Genomic DNA, 16,606 nt, shown 5'->3' on the forward strand with positions numbered 1-16,606 from the left:
CCTTAAAACCGCCGAGACCCGGAGCCGCCGCCCACATGTCCCTTCATCATTCCAACAATGAGAAAAAGCCAACCGCCAAACACGCGCCAAATTTCCTCCCTGTTTCCAGAGTGGAAGTCCGGTGCTAATTTGGCGGTGAACGATGCTTGCTTTGCAGCAGCGCCGTTGACGAGGGCTGATCTACGGTCGTCGGCCGGAGGAGTCAACAACCATTCGTCGCAAATATGCAAGATTGCGCGCCGCGTGGGGAACAAAGCTCTCCGACGTGTGGCGGCCGCGGCCTACCCTGCCCTTCTGCCGCGGGCACGCCTTGGCGGCAGTCCGGGGTTGGAGCGCGGCATATGACACGTGATGCCGCGCTCCTCCCCAGTGCCGGACGCAGGGAATGCCGCCGACAAGGGACTCAACGTCCCCGGGCGTCTCGGCTTGCGTCGCCGATCGGCTCGCCGCCGCAATTCGCTGTGGATAAGATCGCGCCGTTCGACCGAAGTCGAACGATCGCTCGCGACGGGGCACGCGCACGCGTCCGGCGGAACGGCCCCGCCTGCCGCTGAGACCAAGAGCCGGGCCGCGATCGGGCCCTATTTGGGCCGGTAGCGTTCGAACCAAGCAAGGATCGCGGCATTCTCGGCTACGAGTTGCGACGGCCGATCGGCGAGCCCGCCATGGCTCGCGCTCGGCACGCGGATCAGGACCGTCGGCACCGATCGGATCTGCAGCGCCGCATAATATTGCTCGGCCTCGCTCGGCGGCGTGCGATGGTCTTCCTCGCCCACCATGACGGCGGTGGGCGTCTTGACGTTGCCGACCAGGCTGAGCGGCGACCGGCGCCAATATTGCTCGGGATCCTCCCACGGCCACTTGCCGAACCAATATTTGGCCATGGACGTGTAGCCGTCGGTCGTGAGTACCTCGCTCGTCCAGTTAATGACCGGCTTCTGCGAGACGGCGGCCTTGAAGCGATCGGTCTTGCCGACGATCCAGGCGGTCAGCAGGCCACCGCCGGAGCCGCCGGTGACGAACAATGCGTTCGGATCGACGTTGCCCCGGCCGATCGCCGCATCGACGACGCTCATCAGGTCGTCATAATCCTGGCTCGGATAATTGTGATGGATGCGGTTGGCGAACTCCTCGCCATAGGAGGTCGAGCCGCGCGGATTCGCATAGACGACGATATAGCCGGCGGCGGCATAGAGCTGATCGTCGGTGGACCAGACCGGGCCATAGCTCGAGAAGGGCCCGCCGTGGATCTCGAGGATCAGCGGATATTTGCGCGTCGGATCGAAATTCGGCGGCGTGACCATCCAGGCATCGATCGGCAGCCCCCCCGCCGAAGACGTGACCGCAAGCGGCGCTACCTGCGCTAGGCTCTTGCCGGCGAACAGGCCGGCATTGAGATCGGTAAGCCGGCGCAGGCCGCCGCCGCGGCCGGAGACGGCGACATCTCCCGGCCGCAGCGCATCACCGAGCGTGACGGCGACAACCCCGTTCCTGGACACGCTATAGTCGCCGCTGGAATAAGGGCGATCGAGCTCGCCGCTGGCGAGGCCCGTGGCGACGATGCTCGTCCGGCCGGCGAGGTCGACCCGGCCGACCTTGGTGACGCCATGATCGGTATATTTGAAGAAGAGCGCGCGCCCGTCGCCCGACCAATGGGGATCGTCGATGTCGCGATCGAGGCTGGTGAGCGTGCGCACGCCGGTCCCGTCGGCATTCATCACCGCGAGCTGCTTGTTCTGATTACCCAGTAGCTTGTCGTCGAAGCCGACGAAGGCGATGAGCTTGCCGTCCGGCGATGCGGTCGGCTGCTCGTCGGGCCCGAAGCGGTTGGTCAGTTGCCGGAGCGCGCCGCTGTCCGCCTGCACCGCGAACAGGTCGCTATTATTGGGTTCGCGCTCGGGATCCTTGCCGCGATTGGAGGCGATCAACAGCTGGCGGCTGTCGGCCGTCCAGGCGACGGTCCGGCCATCGTCATAGGCGCCGAAGGTCAGCTGGCGCGATGCGCCGCCGTCGGCGGAGACGGTGAAGACATGATTGTAGCCGGGGCGGAGATAGCCTCTGCCGTCGGCGCGATAGCGGACCTCGCCGATGATCTTGAGCGGCTCCGCCCACTTCGCGCCCTCCGGCTTGGCGATCGGAGCGCCCAGCTTCGTACCCTCGGCCGGCACGAACATCGTGAAGCCGATGCGGGTGCCGTCCGGCGACCAGGCGATGTCGGTCGGGCTTTCCGGCAGCGCGGTCACCGCCGCTTCGGTGCCGGTGCCGAGCCAGCGGACGTGGATCTGCGGCTTTTGTCCGTCGCCGCCTCTGGCGAAGGCGAGCCGCGTTCCGTCGGGCGACCAGCGCGGCCGGCTGCTCCCCGGCGCGCCGAGCGGCGTCTGGCGACCACTCGCCACGTCGATCAGCCAGATCTCCTGCCGCATGCCATCAATCATGATGTCGCCGGTCGCGCGGACATAGGCGATGTGCTTGCCGTCGGGGCTGATCTGGACGTCGGTCGCCTGCGACAGCGAGAACACATCCTGCGGCCGGAAGGTCCGGGACGGTGTCCCGACTTCGGCGACCTGAGCACTGGTCTGCGCGCCGGCGGCGGTCGCGCACAGCAAGGAGGCGAGCAAGAAGTGGCGGCTCATCAGCGGCGTCTCCGATCGCGACGATCGACGACCGTCCGTATCATTTTCCCATGCGGGAGCAGCCGCTCGTTGGCAATCGAAGGACCGAGGCGCGGCGTCAGATCACACGAAAGATTGCCGAAAGGCGGTTCCGGCAGCCCACCTGCTCACTAACCCTGCAGCCGGTCGAGCGGTAAGCGCATCATCCGGGATCCCTCTCCACTCGCAATCTGGGGCCGCTGACCGATGAACCGGCGCAGCGCAACGGCGGACATTGGCTTGCCGTAGCGATATCCCTGCACGATTCTGCAGCCGCTCGCGCGCAGAAGCTCAGCCTGTTCTTCGGTTTCGACGCCTTCCGCGATCAACTCGATCCCCAGCGTCGTCGCCAGGAAGACCATCGCCGCCACCACGGCGGCATCGACACGATTGTTGCAGATGTCACGGACGAAGCTGCGATCGATCTTGAGGCGGCTGAGCGGAAAGCGCCGGAGCAGGCTAAGCGAAGCGAATCCGGTTCCGAAATCGTCGAAGGCAATGCCGACGCCGAGAGCCCTGAGCTTCCGGAGCGGCAGGAGCATCGTGTCGTCGTGACGCAGGGCGATGTTCTCGGTGATTTCCAGCTCGAGCGCGCGCGGCGGCAGGCCCGTCTGCGTCAGGATACGCTGAACGTCCTCAGCCAGCCGCCCCGTGCGAAACTGCGCGCCGAACAGGTTCACCCCCATGACCAGTTCCGGCACCAATTCCCGCAACGCGACCGCCTCGGCGCAAGCGGTCTGCATCACCCACCCGCCAACCTCCGGGGCCAGCAGACCCATCTCGATCGTCGGCAGAAAGAGATCGGGCGTCAGGAGGCCGCGATCCGGATGCCGCCAACGGAGAAGCGCTTCCACGCCCAGCATCGCCCCATCCGCCATGCGGACCTGCGGTTGATAGAAGAGCTCGAACTCGCTCCTGTCGAGCGCACGCCTTATTTCGCCTTCGAACGCCCGCCGGTTGATCGCGGCATCGCGCAAGGACGGTATGAAGAAGCGGCGACAGTTCCGCCCTTCGCCTTTAGCCTGATACATTGCCAGATCGGCGGCCGACAGGAGCTCCTCGGCATGTCGACCGTCCTGCGGGCTCAGTGCGATGCCGATGCTGGCGCCGATATGCGCCATCTGCTCATCGACGATATACGGGGCGCCGATCGCAGCGATCAGGCAATCGGCTTCCCCGCCGATCAGCCCCTGATCGGGTCTCCGGGGGAGAAGGATCGCGAACTCGTCCCCGCCGAGCCTGGCCACGGTATCGATCGAGCGGACACAGCTAAGGATCCGCGCGGCGACCTGCCGCAACACGGAATCGCCCGCATTATGGCCGAGCGTGTCGTTGACGCTCTTGAAGCCGTCCAGGTCGATCAGCATGATGGCCACGGGCTCGCGCGCTTTGGCGCACTCGGCGATCCGGCTCAGCAAGACGGCGCGGTTGGGAAGCTGGGTCAGCGCGTCGCGATGCCCGAGATCGAACAGCCGCGTCTCGTTGGCGCGGCGTTCGGTCAGGTCGCGGATGATCGCGCCGAAGCTCGTCTGTTCGCCTTCGCGCCACATGGACAGCGACAGCTCGATCGGAAATTCGGACCCGTCCTTGCGACGCGCATTCAGTTCGATCGTCGTCCCGACGAGACGCGGTGCGTCTCCGGCGACAACGCGCCGCAGCCCGCCGCCATGTCCACTCCGCATCGCTTCCGGGATGATGATGTCGAGGCTCGCGCCGACCGCTTGAGCGGCCGTAAAATCGAACAGCTCTTCGCAGGCCGAATTCCAGAACGTGATATTGCCCTGCTGGTCGGCACAGATGATGCCATCCGGCGACGTGGCGGCGATGCTTTCGAACCGTGACTGACTGACGGCACGGGCGACCGCCAGACGGCGCAGCTCAAGCCGATCGATCACGAGTTCGGCGAGCGCCGTCAGGTCGGCTCGCTCCCTCTCGGTGATCCCGTTTCTCGGCCGGCTGTCGATAACGCACAGCGATCCGATGGCGTGTCCCGACGGAGCCCTCAGCGGGACGCCGGCATAAAAGCGGATGAACGGCTCGCCCGTGACCAGCGGATTATCTTCGAATCGGCGGTCGAGCGTCGCGTCGGGAATGACGAAGGCGCCGTCCTCACTGATAGCGTGCGCGCAGAAGGAGATGCTGCGATCGGTGCCGCAGCTATCGATGCCCACGCGCGCCTTGAAAACCTGGGCGTCGCGTTCAATCAGCGACACGAGGCAGATGGGCACATCGAACATGTGCGACGCCAACTGCACGATCTCTGTGAGATCGACATCGTCGGTGCCGCTCAGCAGGTCATACTCGGCGAGAGCGGCCAGGCGCGCATCTTCGTTGAACAAGTGCGGCGCTGCACGCATACGGATACTGTCCTTCGGGGCTGGATCGGGTCGCGTAGCACCGAGGCCTTAACGATCTGGGCGTCCGAAGTGGGCCCGAGGCCGCCCGGCAAACGGCATTGAGCCCATGCCGGACCGAGGGCGCAAACGTCGCTGGCGCGTCGACATTGGCGACCCGCCCTCGAAGAGGCCTCCCGACGGACGCGTCGATCAGCCGCGATCACGCGAAGCTAATCCATATCAACTATCTGTATTCGTTATCAACATTGCATCGCTAATTCCGCCAGCGCGGGCAGCGAGCGGAACGCGACAGCCCCCCGGAAGGTTTGATGCGGACCAATGGGCACACCGTCCGTGGAACGGAGAAGGATTGCCCCAAATGCCAGCGCCGGAAGACCTCAAAGAAATTTATACCGACGAGCTGAAGGACCTGTGGTCCGCCAACGATCAGATGAAGCGGCTGCTGAAGAAGATCACGTCCAAGGCGAGCGACGCGGCGCTCAAGGACATGCTGGCTCAATCGCAGGCGGGGATCGAGAAGCACACGGATGTTCTGAAGGAGCTGATCGCCGGGCAGGACGAGAAGGTCTCAAAGGAGCATTGCAAGGGCATGGAGGGCCTCGTCACCGAAGCCACCAAGCATATCGTCGAGGAAGGCCCGAAGAAGGGACCGCTCCTGGATGTCATGATCGTCGCGCAATATCAGCGCATGACGCACTACGGCATCGCCGGGTTCGGCACGGCGGCGGCCTACGCCAAGGCGCTTGGTTTGAAGGATGACAACAAGAAACTCCGCGACGCCACCAAGGAGATTTACGGCGGCGACGAGTTCATGACGAAATTGGCAGAGACCAGCGTCAATCTGCAGGCAGAAGCCGTCTGATATAGCAGCCCCGCCGGCGCGCGGCCGGCGGGGTCGTTCCTGAAATTTTCGAACCGGTCGATGGCAGACCGGAAAGTGAGCCCGACGATGAATCTTGTTGCGCCGGCGGCCCATCTGCATGGCGACGCACCCTCCGCCAGCACGCCCCAAGGCGAAGTCGACCGCAAGGAGCTTGCCTTCATCGCCATGGAGCGGACGCGGATGCCGATGGTCGTGACCGACCCGCGGCAACCCGACAATCCAATCGTGCTCGCCAATCGATCTTTCCTCAATGAAACCGGCTACTCGTCCGAGGAGGTGCTCGGCCGCAATTGCCGGTTCCTGCAGGGGCCTCAGACGGACGCCGAGAGCGTGGACAGGGTCCGCGCGGCCCTCCGAGACGAGCGCGAGATCGTGATCGAGCTGATCAATCATCGGAAGGACGGCACGCCGTTCTGGAACCAGCTCTATATCAGCCCGGTCCACGACGACGACGGGCAGCTCCTCTACTTCTTTGCGTCGCAACTCGACACGACGAAGAGCCATCAGGCCGAGGATCTCGAGGTCGCCGAGCAGAAGCTGTTGCGGGAGGTCGATCACCGGGCGAAGAATGCGCTTGCGCTCGTCCAGGGCATCGTCCGGCTCACGAAGCGGAACGAGGCGGCCGATTTCGCCGATGCGGTTCAGGGCCGGGTCGATGCGCTCGCGCGCGCGCACGCCATCCTCGCCGAGCATCGGTGGCGGACCGTCTCGCTCGAGACGATCCTACGCGGCGAACTGGGTTCGCTTGCCCCACCCCGGGTCCGTATCAGCGGGGATGCCATCGAGCTCGATCCGGCGCAGGTTCAGCCGCTCGCGCTTTTGCTCCATGAACTGGTCGCGAATGCGCATCGGCATGGAGCATTGTCGGTAGCCGCTGGAGCCGTGTCGATCACATGGCAGCGTGATCCGACGACCGGCGAACTGCGTACCATCTGGACCGAGACGGGCGGCCCCCCTCCCCCTCAGGACAGGTCACCCGGCTACGGACAGACGATGATCGATGCCATCGCCCGCAGGCAATTGCGCGGCCGGATCGACTATCGCTGGCCGGATACCGGCCTGGTCGCCGAGATCGCGATTCCCCGCGCCGCCTTCGGTTAAGGTAGGCGCTTCCGGGGATCTAAGTTTCGCTCAGTGGGACGACTTCGAAATCGAAGCCGGTCCAGCCGCGCTGCCGCGCTGCCTCTTCTGTCGCGATCCTCTTGCCCGTCGCTTCCTTCAGCGAATTGCAGTGCCCCCAGAATATCTCCGTCTTGCCGCTCTCGAGATGAGCCACGATACGCCAGAAATGCGTGAATGCTGCGGCGGTCGGGCCGATCCTCTTGACGGTGCCATCTGCCATTATCGCGGTCAGGTAGCGTTTCTTCCGTGCCATTATCCCCGGTCCGCTCCCCCGGCCGCACACGCGCTATCGAATGCGGCCACCAGGGAAGGATAGGTCGATGCCAGCCAATCGCGAACCTTCGCGATGAACGCTGGCGTGGCGCTCTCGGGAACCCGCTGCAGCCACCGCATCGCCCGCTCCTCATCGTCGCGAGCCAGCAGCATCCGCGCGTGGTTGAACATGCCTCTGAAGTCGCCGCCCTGCGCGGCACACAGGAAATGCTCGCCGGCCGCTTCGAGGTCGCGTTCGACCGCCCATCCATCTTCCAGGAAGCTGCCGATCATGTTGACCGATTTGGCGTGCCCCTGCGCCGCCGCGCGACGAAACAGCGCCAGCGCTGCCGGCCTATCCTCCGCGACGCCCTGCCCCAGCGTCAGCAGCGTCGCGAGATTATACATGCCCCAGTCCAGCCCGCGATCGGCAGCCGCGCGATACCATTGCGCAGCAGCCTTGCTGTCGGCGGCGACGCCCCAGCCATGCTCGCAGCATCGCCCGATCATGTTCATCGCCATCGGGTGCCCCGTCCGTGCCGCCTTGCCGAACCAGGTGAGCGCTTCGTGGGGATCGGCTCTCGTGCCCGTCCCGTCGAGCGAGGCCTGCCCGAGCAACAATTGCGCCTCGACCGCGCCGCCCTCGGCGGCGACGCGCAGGAGCGCGATCGCCTGTTCGGGGGAGTCCGAAAAAGCCGCCCGCAATGCCGAAGGCTCCATCGCATTGAGATCGTCGAGTGTCATGCTTCTCGCGTCAGATCGGGCTGCTTTTCGAGCAGCCCGTCCGCCCGGCTCAATAGCGCAGGTTCAGCGTGGCCAGCGCCGTCCGCCCCGCCGCCTGATTGGCGTAGTGCGCGGTATAGGCCTTGTCGAAATAGCGCTTGTTAGTGAGATTATTGACGTTGACCTGCAGGCCGATCCTGTCGCTGATCTGGTAGCTCGCATTGGCATCGAAGCGCCAATAAGCCTGCACCATGCGGGCCAGCGGCCTGGTGATCGTCAACACGCCATTGGTAACCGTCCGCGTGTCCGAATAGCCGCCATAGACCTCACCCATGTAGATCGCACCGCCGCCCACCGTGAATTTCGGCGTGATCTTGTAATTCGAGAAGGCCGTGAAGCTATGCTTCGGCGTGTTCGGGAAGCGCTTGCCCGTGTTCACCGACGGCGCGAAATAGGCGACATTGTTGACCGTCGTCGTCGTGATGCCGCCATCGACGATCTCCGAGTCCATGTAAGTGTAGCCCCCGAAAACGTTCCACTCCGGCGTGATGTTGCCGTTGAAGCCGAGTTCGACGCCCTTGATCTCGCGCTCGCCGATGAAGACGACGAGGCCGTTCTCGCCGGTCGTCCGCGCATTGCTCGTCTTGGTCTTGAACACGGCCGCGGTCAGCGAAAGATTCCCGTCGAGTAGGTTCGCCTTGGCGCCGATCTCATAGGACTTGGTGCGCTCCACCTTCAGCGCGTCGGTCGCCGCCTGCCCGTCGACCGTCGCCGAAATGGTCGTGTTGAGCGCATTGCCTTCCGAGCCCTGCGCAAGGAACGATCCCGGGGGCGTCGCCGAGGTCGAGGTCGAGACATAGATGCTCGTGTCCGGCGTAGGCTTGGCGATCAGGCCGACCTGATAGGTCCACAGATCGTCCTCGCGGCCGAAATAGGTCCGCCCCGTCGTCGGCGCCGTCACCGCGATGCCGGGAGAGACGGTCGTCTTATAGTGATCGTAGCGCCCGCCGACGTTGAGCAGCAGCCAGTCGGTGAAGGTGATCGTGTCGAACAGCGACGCCGCCTTGGTGCTCGTCTCGCTGACCGTGAAGGTGATCGGCTGGGCGCGCTGGATCGTCGCCAGGGCGGTCGAGGTGTCGCTTGCGTAGCTTACCCACGGATCGGACGGATTGGGCGTGTCGATCGTCGTGCAATTGAAGCGCGCGAGCATCGCCGTCGAGCAGCGCGGGCTGATCGTCGACCCGGTCGCGATCGCGGTGCCATTCGCGGCGTTCGAGACGTAGGAACCGTTCTGCGCCTTCTCGTTGCTGATCTCCAGCGTCGCAGCGAAGCTGTGCTTGATGCCGCCCGTGTCGACCGTCCCGTACAGATCGGTCTGGTTCAGCAGGCCCTCGGCCTCGCTGTAGCGCGAATTGATGCGGCGCCAGACGAGCCCGCCCGCAGTCGATGCGGTGGCGGGGTTCGTGCCGTAGACATTGCCCTGCTGGTCGTCGGGCTGCGTCCAGACATAGCCCTGCGTGCTGCGGCCGTAGCGCGAGGTATTGCGGACGTGGATGCCGTTGCCGAAATCATGCTCGAAGCGCAGCGTCGCGTTGTTGACGTTGGTCTTGCGGAAATCGCGATCCTCGAGGCCGTAAAAGGCGCCGCGCGGGACGCTGACCTGGCGGCCGCCGATCGTCGTATAATCGCGCGCCGGGCTGGTCTCGGTGATGCCGTTCGGCACGTTGGCGGCGGTGAAGAGATAGGGGATGCCGGAATCGGGGAGTTCGTTCGATTCCAGATGGTAGAAGGAGGCAGTCAGGCTCGTCGGCCCGGTCAGGCCGAGCTTCACCGATGGGGCAACGCCCCAACGCTTCTGCCAGATGGAGTCGCGGCCGGCGACATCTTGATCGTGCCACATGCCCGCGATGCGCACCCCGACGAAATCATTGAGCGGCTGGTTGATGTCCGCCGTGACGCGCTTGTAACTGGCGTTGCCGCCCACGATCGACGCCGTCGCTAGGCGCGTCGCGCTCGGCATCTTGCTGACGAGGTTCAGCGAACCGCCCGCACTGCCGCGCCCGCCGACGACGCTGTCCGAGCCTTTCACCACCTCGATCTGCTCGACCGCGAACACTTCGCGCGTCTGCGCGCCGATATCGCGTACGCCGTCCAGATACGTGCTCGCCTGGCTGTCGAAGCCGCGGATGAAGGGCCGATCGCCGAGCGGATTGCCACCCTCGCCCGCGCCCATCGTTATGCCGGGAACGGTGCGTAGCGCCTCCGCCAGCGTCGCCGACGCCGTGTCCTTGATGACCTGCGCGGGGATCACGGTCACCGTACGCGGCGTGTTGACGAGCGGCGCGGTATATTTGGGCGAACTGACGCTGTCGGTCTTGTAGCTGCCCTCGTTGATGGCCGTGTCGGTGACGGTCACGCCTTCGAGTTCGGCCGCCTTTTCCTCGGGCGGCGGGGTGGTCTGCGCGACGGCCGGAAGCGCCAATCCGATGCTGCCGACGCAGGACAACGCGAGTAAGCTCTGCGCATGCCGCGCATCGCCGCGGCGTCGATCGGACATGTTCATAACGACCCCTTCTAATTTTCGGGGGTGCTAATGCGAATAACTCGCAGGGTTGGCAACCGCAAATGCGACTGGCTCGCAGAGAACACGTCAATAATCAGGCCGCGACGCCAATCCTCCACCGAACTGTTTCGACACCGAAATAGATTGCAGCGCTGCAATATTAGAATGGATCGCTGGCGTCACCGCAGATGGTGACCAATGCTCGGCATGTTCTGTGCTGCTTTTCTCGGGCCGATGATTTCGGCGAGCGCGGCCCCGTACCGGGGCTATGGCAACGTCGGTAAGTATGCGCTCATCCGGGCTCGATCGCGGGCATCATGGCAGGACGCGGTCTGCTGATGAATGGCCGCGTCCGCCCGCGTGCACATCGATCATCACGACACGGCAAGCGCGGCGCGGCGCGCCCAAAGATCGAAGAGCTTCGGCCAGGCTGCGCTCGCCTGCCCCGATCGGCCGATGCCGAACGCATGCTGGCCCTCTGCGAATAGATGCGCTTCGCACGGTACGCCGCCTTTGCGAAGCGCAGCCAGCATAGCGAGGCTGTTCTCGATCGGCACGGTCGTGTCGTCGGCTGCATGGGCGAGAAAACAGGGAGGCATCGCGGCGGAGATGCGCAGATCCGGAGAGCGATGCGTCAGCTGTTCCAGCGTTGGCGACGGGCCGAGCAATTCCGTGCGCGCGCGCATGCGCATAAGCGCCACTGGTCAGGATCACGGGATAGATCAGCCCCGCATAGGCCGGTCGGGCGCTCTCGCGATCTGCGGCATCCACGGGCAGATAGACCTGCTCGGCGTGATCGGCCGCGAGCGTCGCCGCGAGTTGGCCGCCCGCGGAGAAGCCGAGCACGCCCACGGTGTCCGGCCGGATGCCGAAGGTCCACGCCCGCTGGCGGATCAGGCGCATCGCCCTTTGGGCATCTTGGAGCGGCACGTCGGCCCGCTCCCGCCAGCCTTCTCCCGGCAGGCGGTAGCTGAGCACGAACACCGTGACACCGATAGCGTTGAAGACTCGCGCAACGTCGACGCCCTCGTTCGCCGCCGAGACGAAGACGTAGGAGCCGCCCGGGCATACCAGCAGAGCCGCGCCGTTCGGCCTCGCCGGGCGGAAGACGTTCAGCGTGGGAACGGACGTCCTGCGCAGGAAGCTCGCCGGCCATGCGCCGCCGGTCCAGCCTGCGGGGATGGCGGGTATCTCGAACGCGGCGACCCGCCCGGGCGGCCGATCGGGCCATAGCGGGATCACCTCGCGCGGTGGCCAGATTTGCGACCAGTCTGAAGGCGACAGGCCAGGCGGCGTTCGCTGCTGAGCGACGGCGCTCGTCGCCGCCAGCGCGGAGGCGATGAGGCCGACGCCGAAGGCGCGCCGATCCGGATCGACAGCGAACATGGCAGCTCCTAGCGCGCTTCCGCCTGCGCAAGCGCACGCCGGAAAGGGGCGTCCATCTGCCGATAGCCGACATGCGAGGGATGCACCGCATCCGTGCCAAATTCGGGCTTCAATCCGCCCGCAGAATCCGCGAGCACGGCGTGATAGTCGACGAAAACCAGCTTCTGCTGCTGCGCATAAGTGCGCAGCCAGGCATTCCAGGCATCGATGCGTCCGGCCGGCCGAAGTTCGGGCTTCCAGGGGAAAGAGGCCGCGGGGGGAATGCTGGCCAAAATGATCGCGATCCCGTTGGCGCGAGCGAGATCCACCATGGCGCGGATATTGTCCTGAAATTGGGCATCGCTGGTGGGGCCGGTATTGCCGGCTATGTCGTTCGTGCCCGCCAGGATATGGACGACGCGCGGGTGCAGCGCGATGACATCCTGGTAGAAGCGCACGAGCATTTGCGGCGTCGTCTGGCCGCTGACCCCGCGATCGATGACGCCCTCGGTGAACAAGGCCGGATCGCGCTGCTTCCAGTTTTCGGTGATCGAATCGCCGAACAAGACGACGCGCGGCCGCGGCGCAGCCGTCAGCCGCAGATTCTCGTCGCGGTAGCGACAGAGATAGGCCCAGTCGTTGGCAGCGAGCACCTGGCTATATTGGCGATAGGCTTCGAGATCCGCAGGTGTCGGCAGCGGCGGCTCGCCGCTCGCGGCTCGGCGCACGAGCAGGACCTCGGGCACGGGCGGGCACGCATATTCCCCGACCCGGGAAGGTCCAGCGACCTGCGCCTGCGCCTGCACGACGGGGGCCGCGAAGACTGCGATCAGCAGCGTCGCCCACCATCCAGGCAAGCGACGGATCGGCACTGAGTGGCGGGTTTCGCGGGACAGCTGCATGATATCTTTCGGGATCGAACAACCGCGATTTAGCGTCTTCGCATGACGACAGCGTGACACATGTACGGCTTTTATACGCTATATTTCGTTCTGAAAATACGCCATTGCGTACTATCATGCGAACCATTTGATCTCTGGAAGCGAGGCCGTCGTGATCAGCCAGGCAGATGCCGACATCCAGCCTCTCCTCAAGGCCGCGATGACACTTGTCGCGGCCGACGGATTGAAGGGGCTGAGCCTGCGACCGCTGGCAGAACGGCTGGGCACGACCGTCTCGGCTTTGTCGCACCGGTTCGGGCTCAAGGACGCCTTGATCGCGGCACTGATCGACGCGGCGCGCGAAGCGGATGCGCTGTTTCTGGACACATGGCTCGCGCGGATCCGCGCATTAGAGGTTCGGGATGGCGCGTTGTTCGCCGATCTTGCCGACGCGGTCCTTTCCGACATGGCCGGGCCGGAAGCGCTCCGGACCCAATTTTATTGCGAACTCGTCCAGGGCGCGGCGACGCAGCCCGAATATGCTGCCCCCCTGGCTGACTGGAAGGGACGGCGCCTCGCCTTCTGGCACGCGGCGAGCGAGGGATTGGATCAGGCCGACCTGGGCGACATTCTTCACGCCTTCAGCACGGACGAAGCCGCGCACGGGCTCGCGATCGGCGATCTCGCCGCCTATCGCTGGTTGCGCCGGCTCAATCTCCACAGGCTATGCCGCGGGTTGATCGCTCCCGCCGACGCGCCGGACATGCGCCAGTTCGAGATATTCCATGCGGCCCTCGGCGCGCCGTTCGCCGCCTCGGGTCGCTACCGCCCACCGGAGCTCAGCGAATGGCAGGCGAAGGCCGCGCACCATATCTCGGCGCTCATCATCTCCGGCGGCAGCGATGCGATCACGCACCGCGCCATCGCCGCACGCGCCGGCGTCGCCAACTCGACGCTAGCCTATCATTTCCCGCGCCAGGAGGATCTGCTGAAAGCCGGGCTCAACGACATCATCGCGCGGATCGACGGCGTGATCCACGCCCCGGAGGAGATGCGCGATACCGAGCGGTACGAACTGACGAGCGTGGAGGTTGCGCGCGCCACCTTCGCAATCGCGCTAGCCGCAACGCGGATGCCCGATCTCAAGACCGTCGCCGCCGACATGCGCCGGCGCCGCGGCGAAAATCTTCTGGTGCAGCTCAACCGCGAGACGAGGGACGCGCCGTTCGATCTGCTGGCAGCGCAGGCGGTATCCGTCACCGGCATCGGCCAGCTCATGCTCGATGCCACGCTCGATCCAACGGGCGCGCCCGCCTTCATACTCACCAGCCGCATGACGGCAACCGCAGCGATCCGCTAACCCGACAGTCCCCGTACGATCGTACGCAAATTTACGATCGCGTTTCTGCGCCCCTTCCGAAAATCCGTACAACTGTCTTTTTGCTGTCACTCGCCGTCGATACTCGGACGCCTAGACACTGACGACTCGGGGGCTTTTCGATGATTTCGCGCAAATTTGTTAGAACGATGCTCCTTCTCGGCTCAGCAATTGGCGGCGCATCCTTCGCACAAGCGTATGCTCAGGACGTACCGGCATCCGCGCCGCGCGAACCGGACACGGGCGGCCGGCTCGATACGATCGTCGTGACCGCGCAGCGACGCAACGAAAGCCTCCAGGACGTGCCCGTTTCCGTGACGTCGATCAGCGGCAAGGCGCTGGAGAATTCGAACTTCCAGTCGATCACCGACCTGCAATATATCGTCCCCGGAGTTCAGTTCGATCCGACCAATGGCGCGGCCTTCCAGATCCGCGGCGTGGGCAGCACCTCGTTCGACTATTCGAACGAGAAGTCGGTCAGCCTGGTCGTGGACGACGTGGTCATGGATGCGCAGCGCGACACCGGCTTGACGGGCCTGTCCGATATTCAGCAGGTCGATGTGCTGATGGGTCCGCAGGGCACGCTGTTCGGCAAGAATTCCACCTCAGGCGTGATCGCGATCACGACGGTCAAGCCGGTGCTCGGCCAATTCTCAGCCAAGGGCAGCGTGAGCTATGGCCAGCGCGAGGATCACAATGTCTCGCTGACGCTCAACGTGCCGCTGGGCGATACGCTGGCGTTGCGCGTCACGGGCTTCGATCAGGGGCAGCAGGGTTATGGCCGTTATACGACGCTCAATCAGCCGCTGAATTCGTTCAAGGAATATGGCTATCGCGCCAAGCTGCTGTTCCAGCCCAGCGATCGCATCGATCTCACTTATATCAACGATTACCAGCATCACTGGGACAATTTCATCCGCACCTCAGTGTCTTGCGCGACGGCGGCGGTTACCGCCCTCCAGATTGCGAACGGCGTCACTCCGGGGCCGGAAAATGACGATGATGCCGATTCCAAGATGGGCCGGACGCGCACCTCCACCTGGGGCCATTCGCTTCGCGCCCAGGCCCGGATCGGCCGCGATACGCTGACCTCGATCACCGCCTATCGCGAGACCCGCTATATCGGCGATGCACCCGCCAATCTCGTACCCGCCAACCTGTTCGCCTTCCTCCCCTACAATGAAGGCACGATCCGCACGCGCAAGTTCAGCCAGGAACTGCGCTGGGCATCACCGACGGGCGGCTTCGTCGAATATCTCGGCGGCCTGTTCTACAATCGGCTGCGCAACGATTCGACCCAGCTGCAATGGGCGACGCTCGGCACGCCCTTGGTCTCGTCGACGGGTGTCCCGCTGACCCGATTCTTCGCGCTGACCGGCGCGATCGGCGATCCCGGCAATGCCGTCCGCTTCCAGACGACGAACACGACGAGCGCCGCGTTCGGCCAGCTCAAGTTCAATGTCACGCAGCGCGCCAGCCTGGCGCTGAGCGGCCGTTATACGCGCGACAATAACAGCCAGGATTACCGCTTCTTCTGGCTCGATCCGCTGCCGATTACCGGCGTCAACGCAACCTTCACGCCGACCGCGGCGCCACCCGTCCAGCCTTTCGGCCGCATCAAGGGAGACAATTTCTCGTACCGGGTCGCCGGCCAATACAAGCTGGCCGATGCCGTCATGCTCTATGCGACCTGGTCGACCGGCTATAAGCCGGGCGGCCCGGGCTATGTCGGCAACATTTATTCGCCGTACAAGGACGAGACGGTGAAGAGCCTGGAGGCCGGCATCAAGACCGAGCTGTTCGATCGCCGGGTCCGCCTGAACTTCGATGTCTTCACCTCGAAATTCACCGATTTCCAGACCTCGCTCGTTACCTTCGTGCCGGGCAATCCTCTGGCAGTCGTCGCGATCGGCAATGCCGGCGGGCTCAAGAGCGAGGGCGCCGAGGCAAGCTTCGCGTGGCGCGTGGTCGACGGACTGACGCTGACCGGCGGACTGACCTATGCCGACGCGCACTTCACCGATTATGCCTACAATGCCACCACGAACTATGGCGGCACCATGCTGACCAATGCGCCCAAATGGCAGGGCAATATCAGCGCCAGTTATGATCACGACGTTACCGGGAACCTGCGCCTCCGCGCCAATCTCGATTATGCCTATCGCAGCAAGGTGTGGTCCACGATCGGGCAGCCGGCCTACTCGGAAATCTCCGGCTACGGGATCGCCAATGGCCGGATCAGCCTGTCACCCGCCGACCGTGATCTGGAGATCGGCGTCTATGCACGCAATCTCTTCGACACGTATTATTCGGCTGCTTTTCAGCAATATAGCACCCTGAGCCTGGTCCATTATATCGCGCGCGATGCGCATCGGACGATCGGCGTCTTCGCCAAATTCAGCTTCTGAACCGCGCATTTGCCGGCGCGCGG

Annotated in this window: 11 protein-coding genes; 4 read left to right on the plus strand and 7 right to left on the minus strand. The window is 64.6% G+C overall.

What is annotated here, in order from left to right; translation table 11 throughout:
- Positions 1–581 precede the first annotated feature (581 nt).
- Positions 582–2,633 (minus strand): alpha/beta hydrolase family protein, encoded by a 2,052-nt coding sequence (locus Q4F19_RS18025; RefSeq protein ID WP_303545595.1) that lies wholly within the window; start codon positions 2,631–2,633, stop codon positions 582–584.
- A gap of 149 nt (positions 2,634–2,782) precedes the next feature.
- Positions 2,783–5,008, minus strand: coding sequence for a putative bifunctional diguanylate cyclase/phosphodiesterase (locus Q4F19_RS18030; protein ID WP_431312427.1), 2,226 nt, complete (start codon positions 5,006–5,008; stop codon positions 2,783–2,785).
- Between the two features lie 358 nt (positions 5,009–5,366).
- Here Q4F19_RS18030 and Q4F19_RS18040 point away from each other — a divergent pair, with 358 nt between their 5' ends.
- Together Q4F19_RS18040 and lov are read left to right on the plus strand one after the other, a co-directional pair.
- Positions 5,367–5,870, plus strand: a complete 504-nt coding sequence (locus tag Q4F19_RS18040) for a YciE/YciF ferroxidase family protein (protein ID WP_303545597.1) — start codon at positions 5,367–5,369, stop codon at positions 5,868–5,870.
- Positions 5,871–5,957: 87 nt separating this feature from the next.
- A complete protein-coding gene (gene lov / locus Q4F19_RS18045) occupies positions 5,958–6,992 on the plus strand; it encodes a blue-light-activated histidine kinase (protein WP_303545600.1) in 1,035 nt (344 codons plus the stop codon).
- A gap of 19 nt (positions 6,993–7,011) precedes the next feature.
- On the opposite strand, the gene Q4F19_RS18050 is transcribed toward lov, so the two are convergent.
- The 5 genes from Q4F19_RS18050 to Q4F19_RS18070 form a co-directional block, all read right to left on the minus strand.
- Positions 7,012–7,266, minus strand: a complete 255-nt coding sequence (locus Q4F19_RS18050) for a hypothetical protein (protein WP_303545602.1) — start codon at positions 7,264–7,266, stop codon at positions 7,012–7,014.
- Positions 7,266–8,009 (minus strand): tetratricopeptide repeat protein, encoded by a 744-nt coding sequence (locus tag Q4F19_RS18055; RefSeq protein ID WP_303545605.1) that lies wholly within the window; start codon positions 8,007–8,009, stop codon positions 7,266–7,268. The genes Q4F19_RS18050 and Q4F19_RS18055 overlap by 1 nt, the downstream gene beginning before the upstream one ends.
- Positions 8,010–8,058: 49 nt before the next feature.
- Entirely contained in the window at positions 8,059–10,545 is a 2,487-nt protein-coding gene (locus tag Q4F19_RS18060; protein ID WP_341850203.1) for a TonB-dependent receptor, read from the minus strand.
- A 321-nt stretch (positions 10,546–10,866) separates the two neighbouring features.
- Positions 10,867–11,937: an alpha/beta hydrolase gene (locus tag Q4F19_RS18065; RefSeq protein WP_303545609.1), complete on the minus strand. Its 1,071-nt coding sequence runs from the start codon at positions 11,935–11,937 to the stop codon at positions 10,867–10,869.
- An 8-nt stretch (positions 11,938–11,945) separates the two neighbouring features.
- Entirely contained in the window at positions 11,946–12,818 is an 873-nt protein-coding gene (locus tag Q4F19_RS18070; protein WP_303545612.1) for an SGNH/GDSL hydrolase family protein, read from the minus strand.
- A 151-nt stretch (positions 12,819–12,969) separates the two neighbouring features.
- Here Q4F19_RS18070 and Q4F19_RS18075 point away from each other — a divergent pair, with 151 nt between their 5' ends.
- Entirely contained in the window at positions 12,970–14,157 is a 1,188-nt protein-coding gene (locus tag Q4F19_RS18075; protein WP_303545614.1) for a TetR family transcriptional regulator, read from the plus strand.
- 284 nt (positions 14,158–14,441) lie between these two features.
- Positions 14,442–16,583, plus strand: coding sequence for a TonB-dependent receptor (locus tag Q4F19_RS18080; protein ID WP_303545617.1), 2,142 nt, complete (start codon positions 14,442–14,444; stop codon positions 16,581–16,583).
- The last annotated feature ends 23 nt before the right edge of the window (positions 16,584–16,606 follow it).

Origin of the sequence: Sphingomonas natans, assembly GCF_030546695.1 — a bacterium.
GTDB classification, from domain to species: domain Bacteria; phylum Pseudomonadota; class Alphaproteobacteria; order Sphingomonadales; family Sphingomonadaceae; genus Sphingomonas_I; species Sphingomonas_I natans.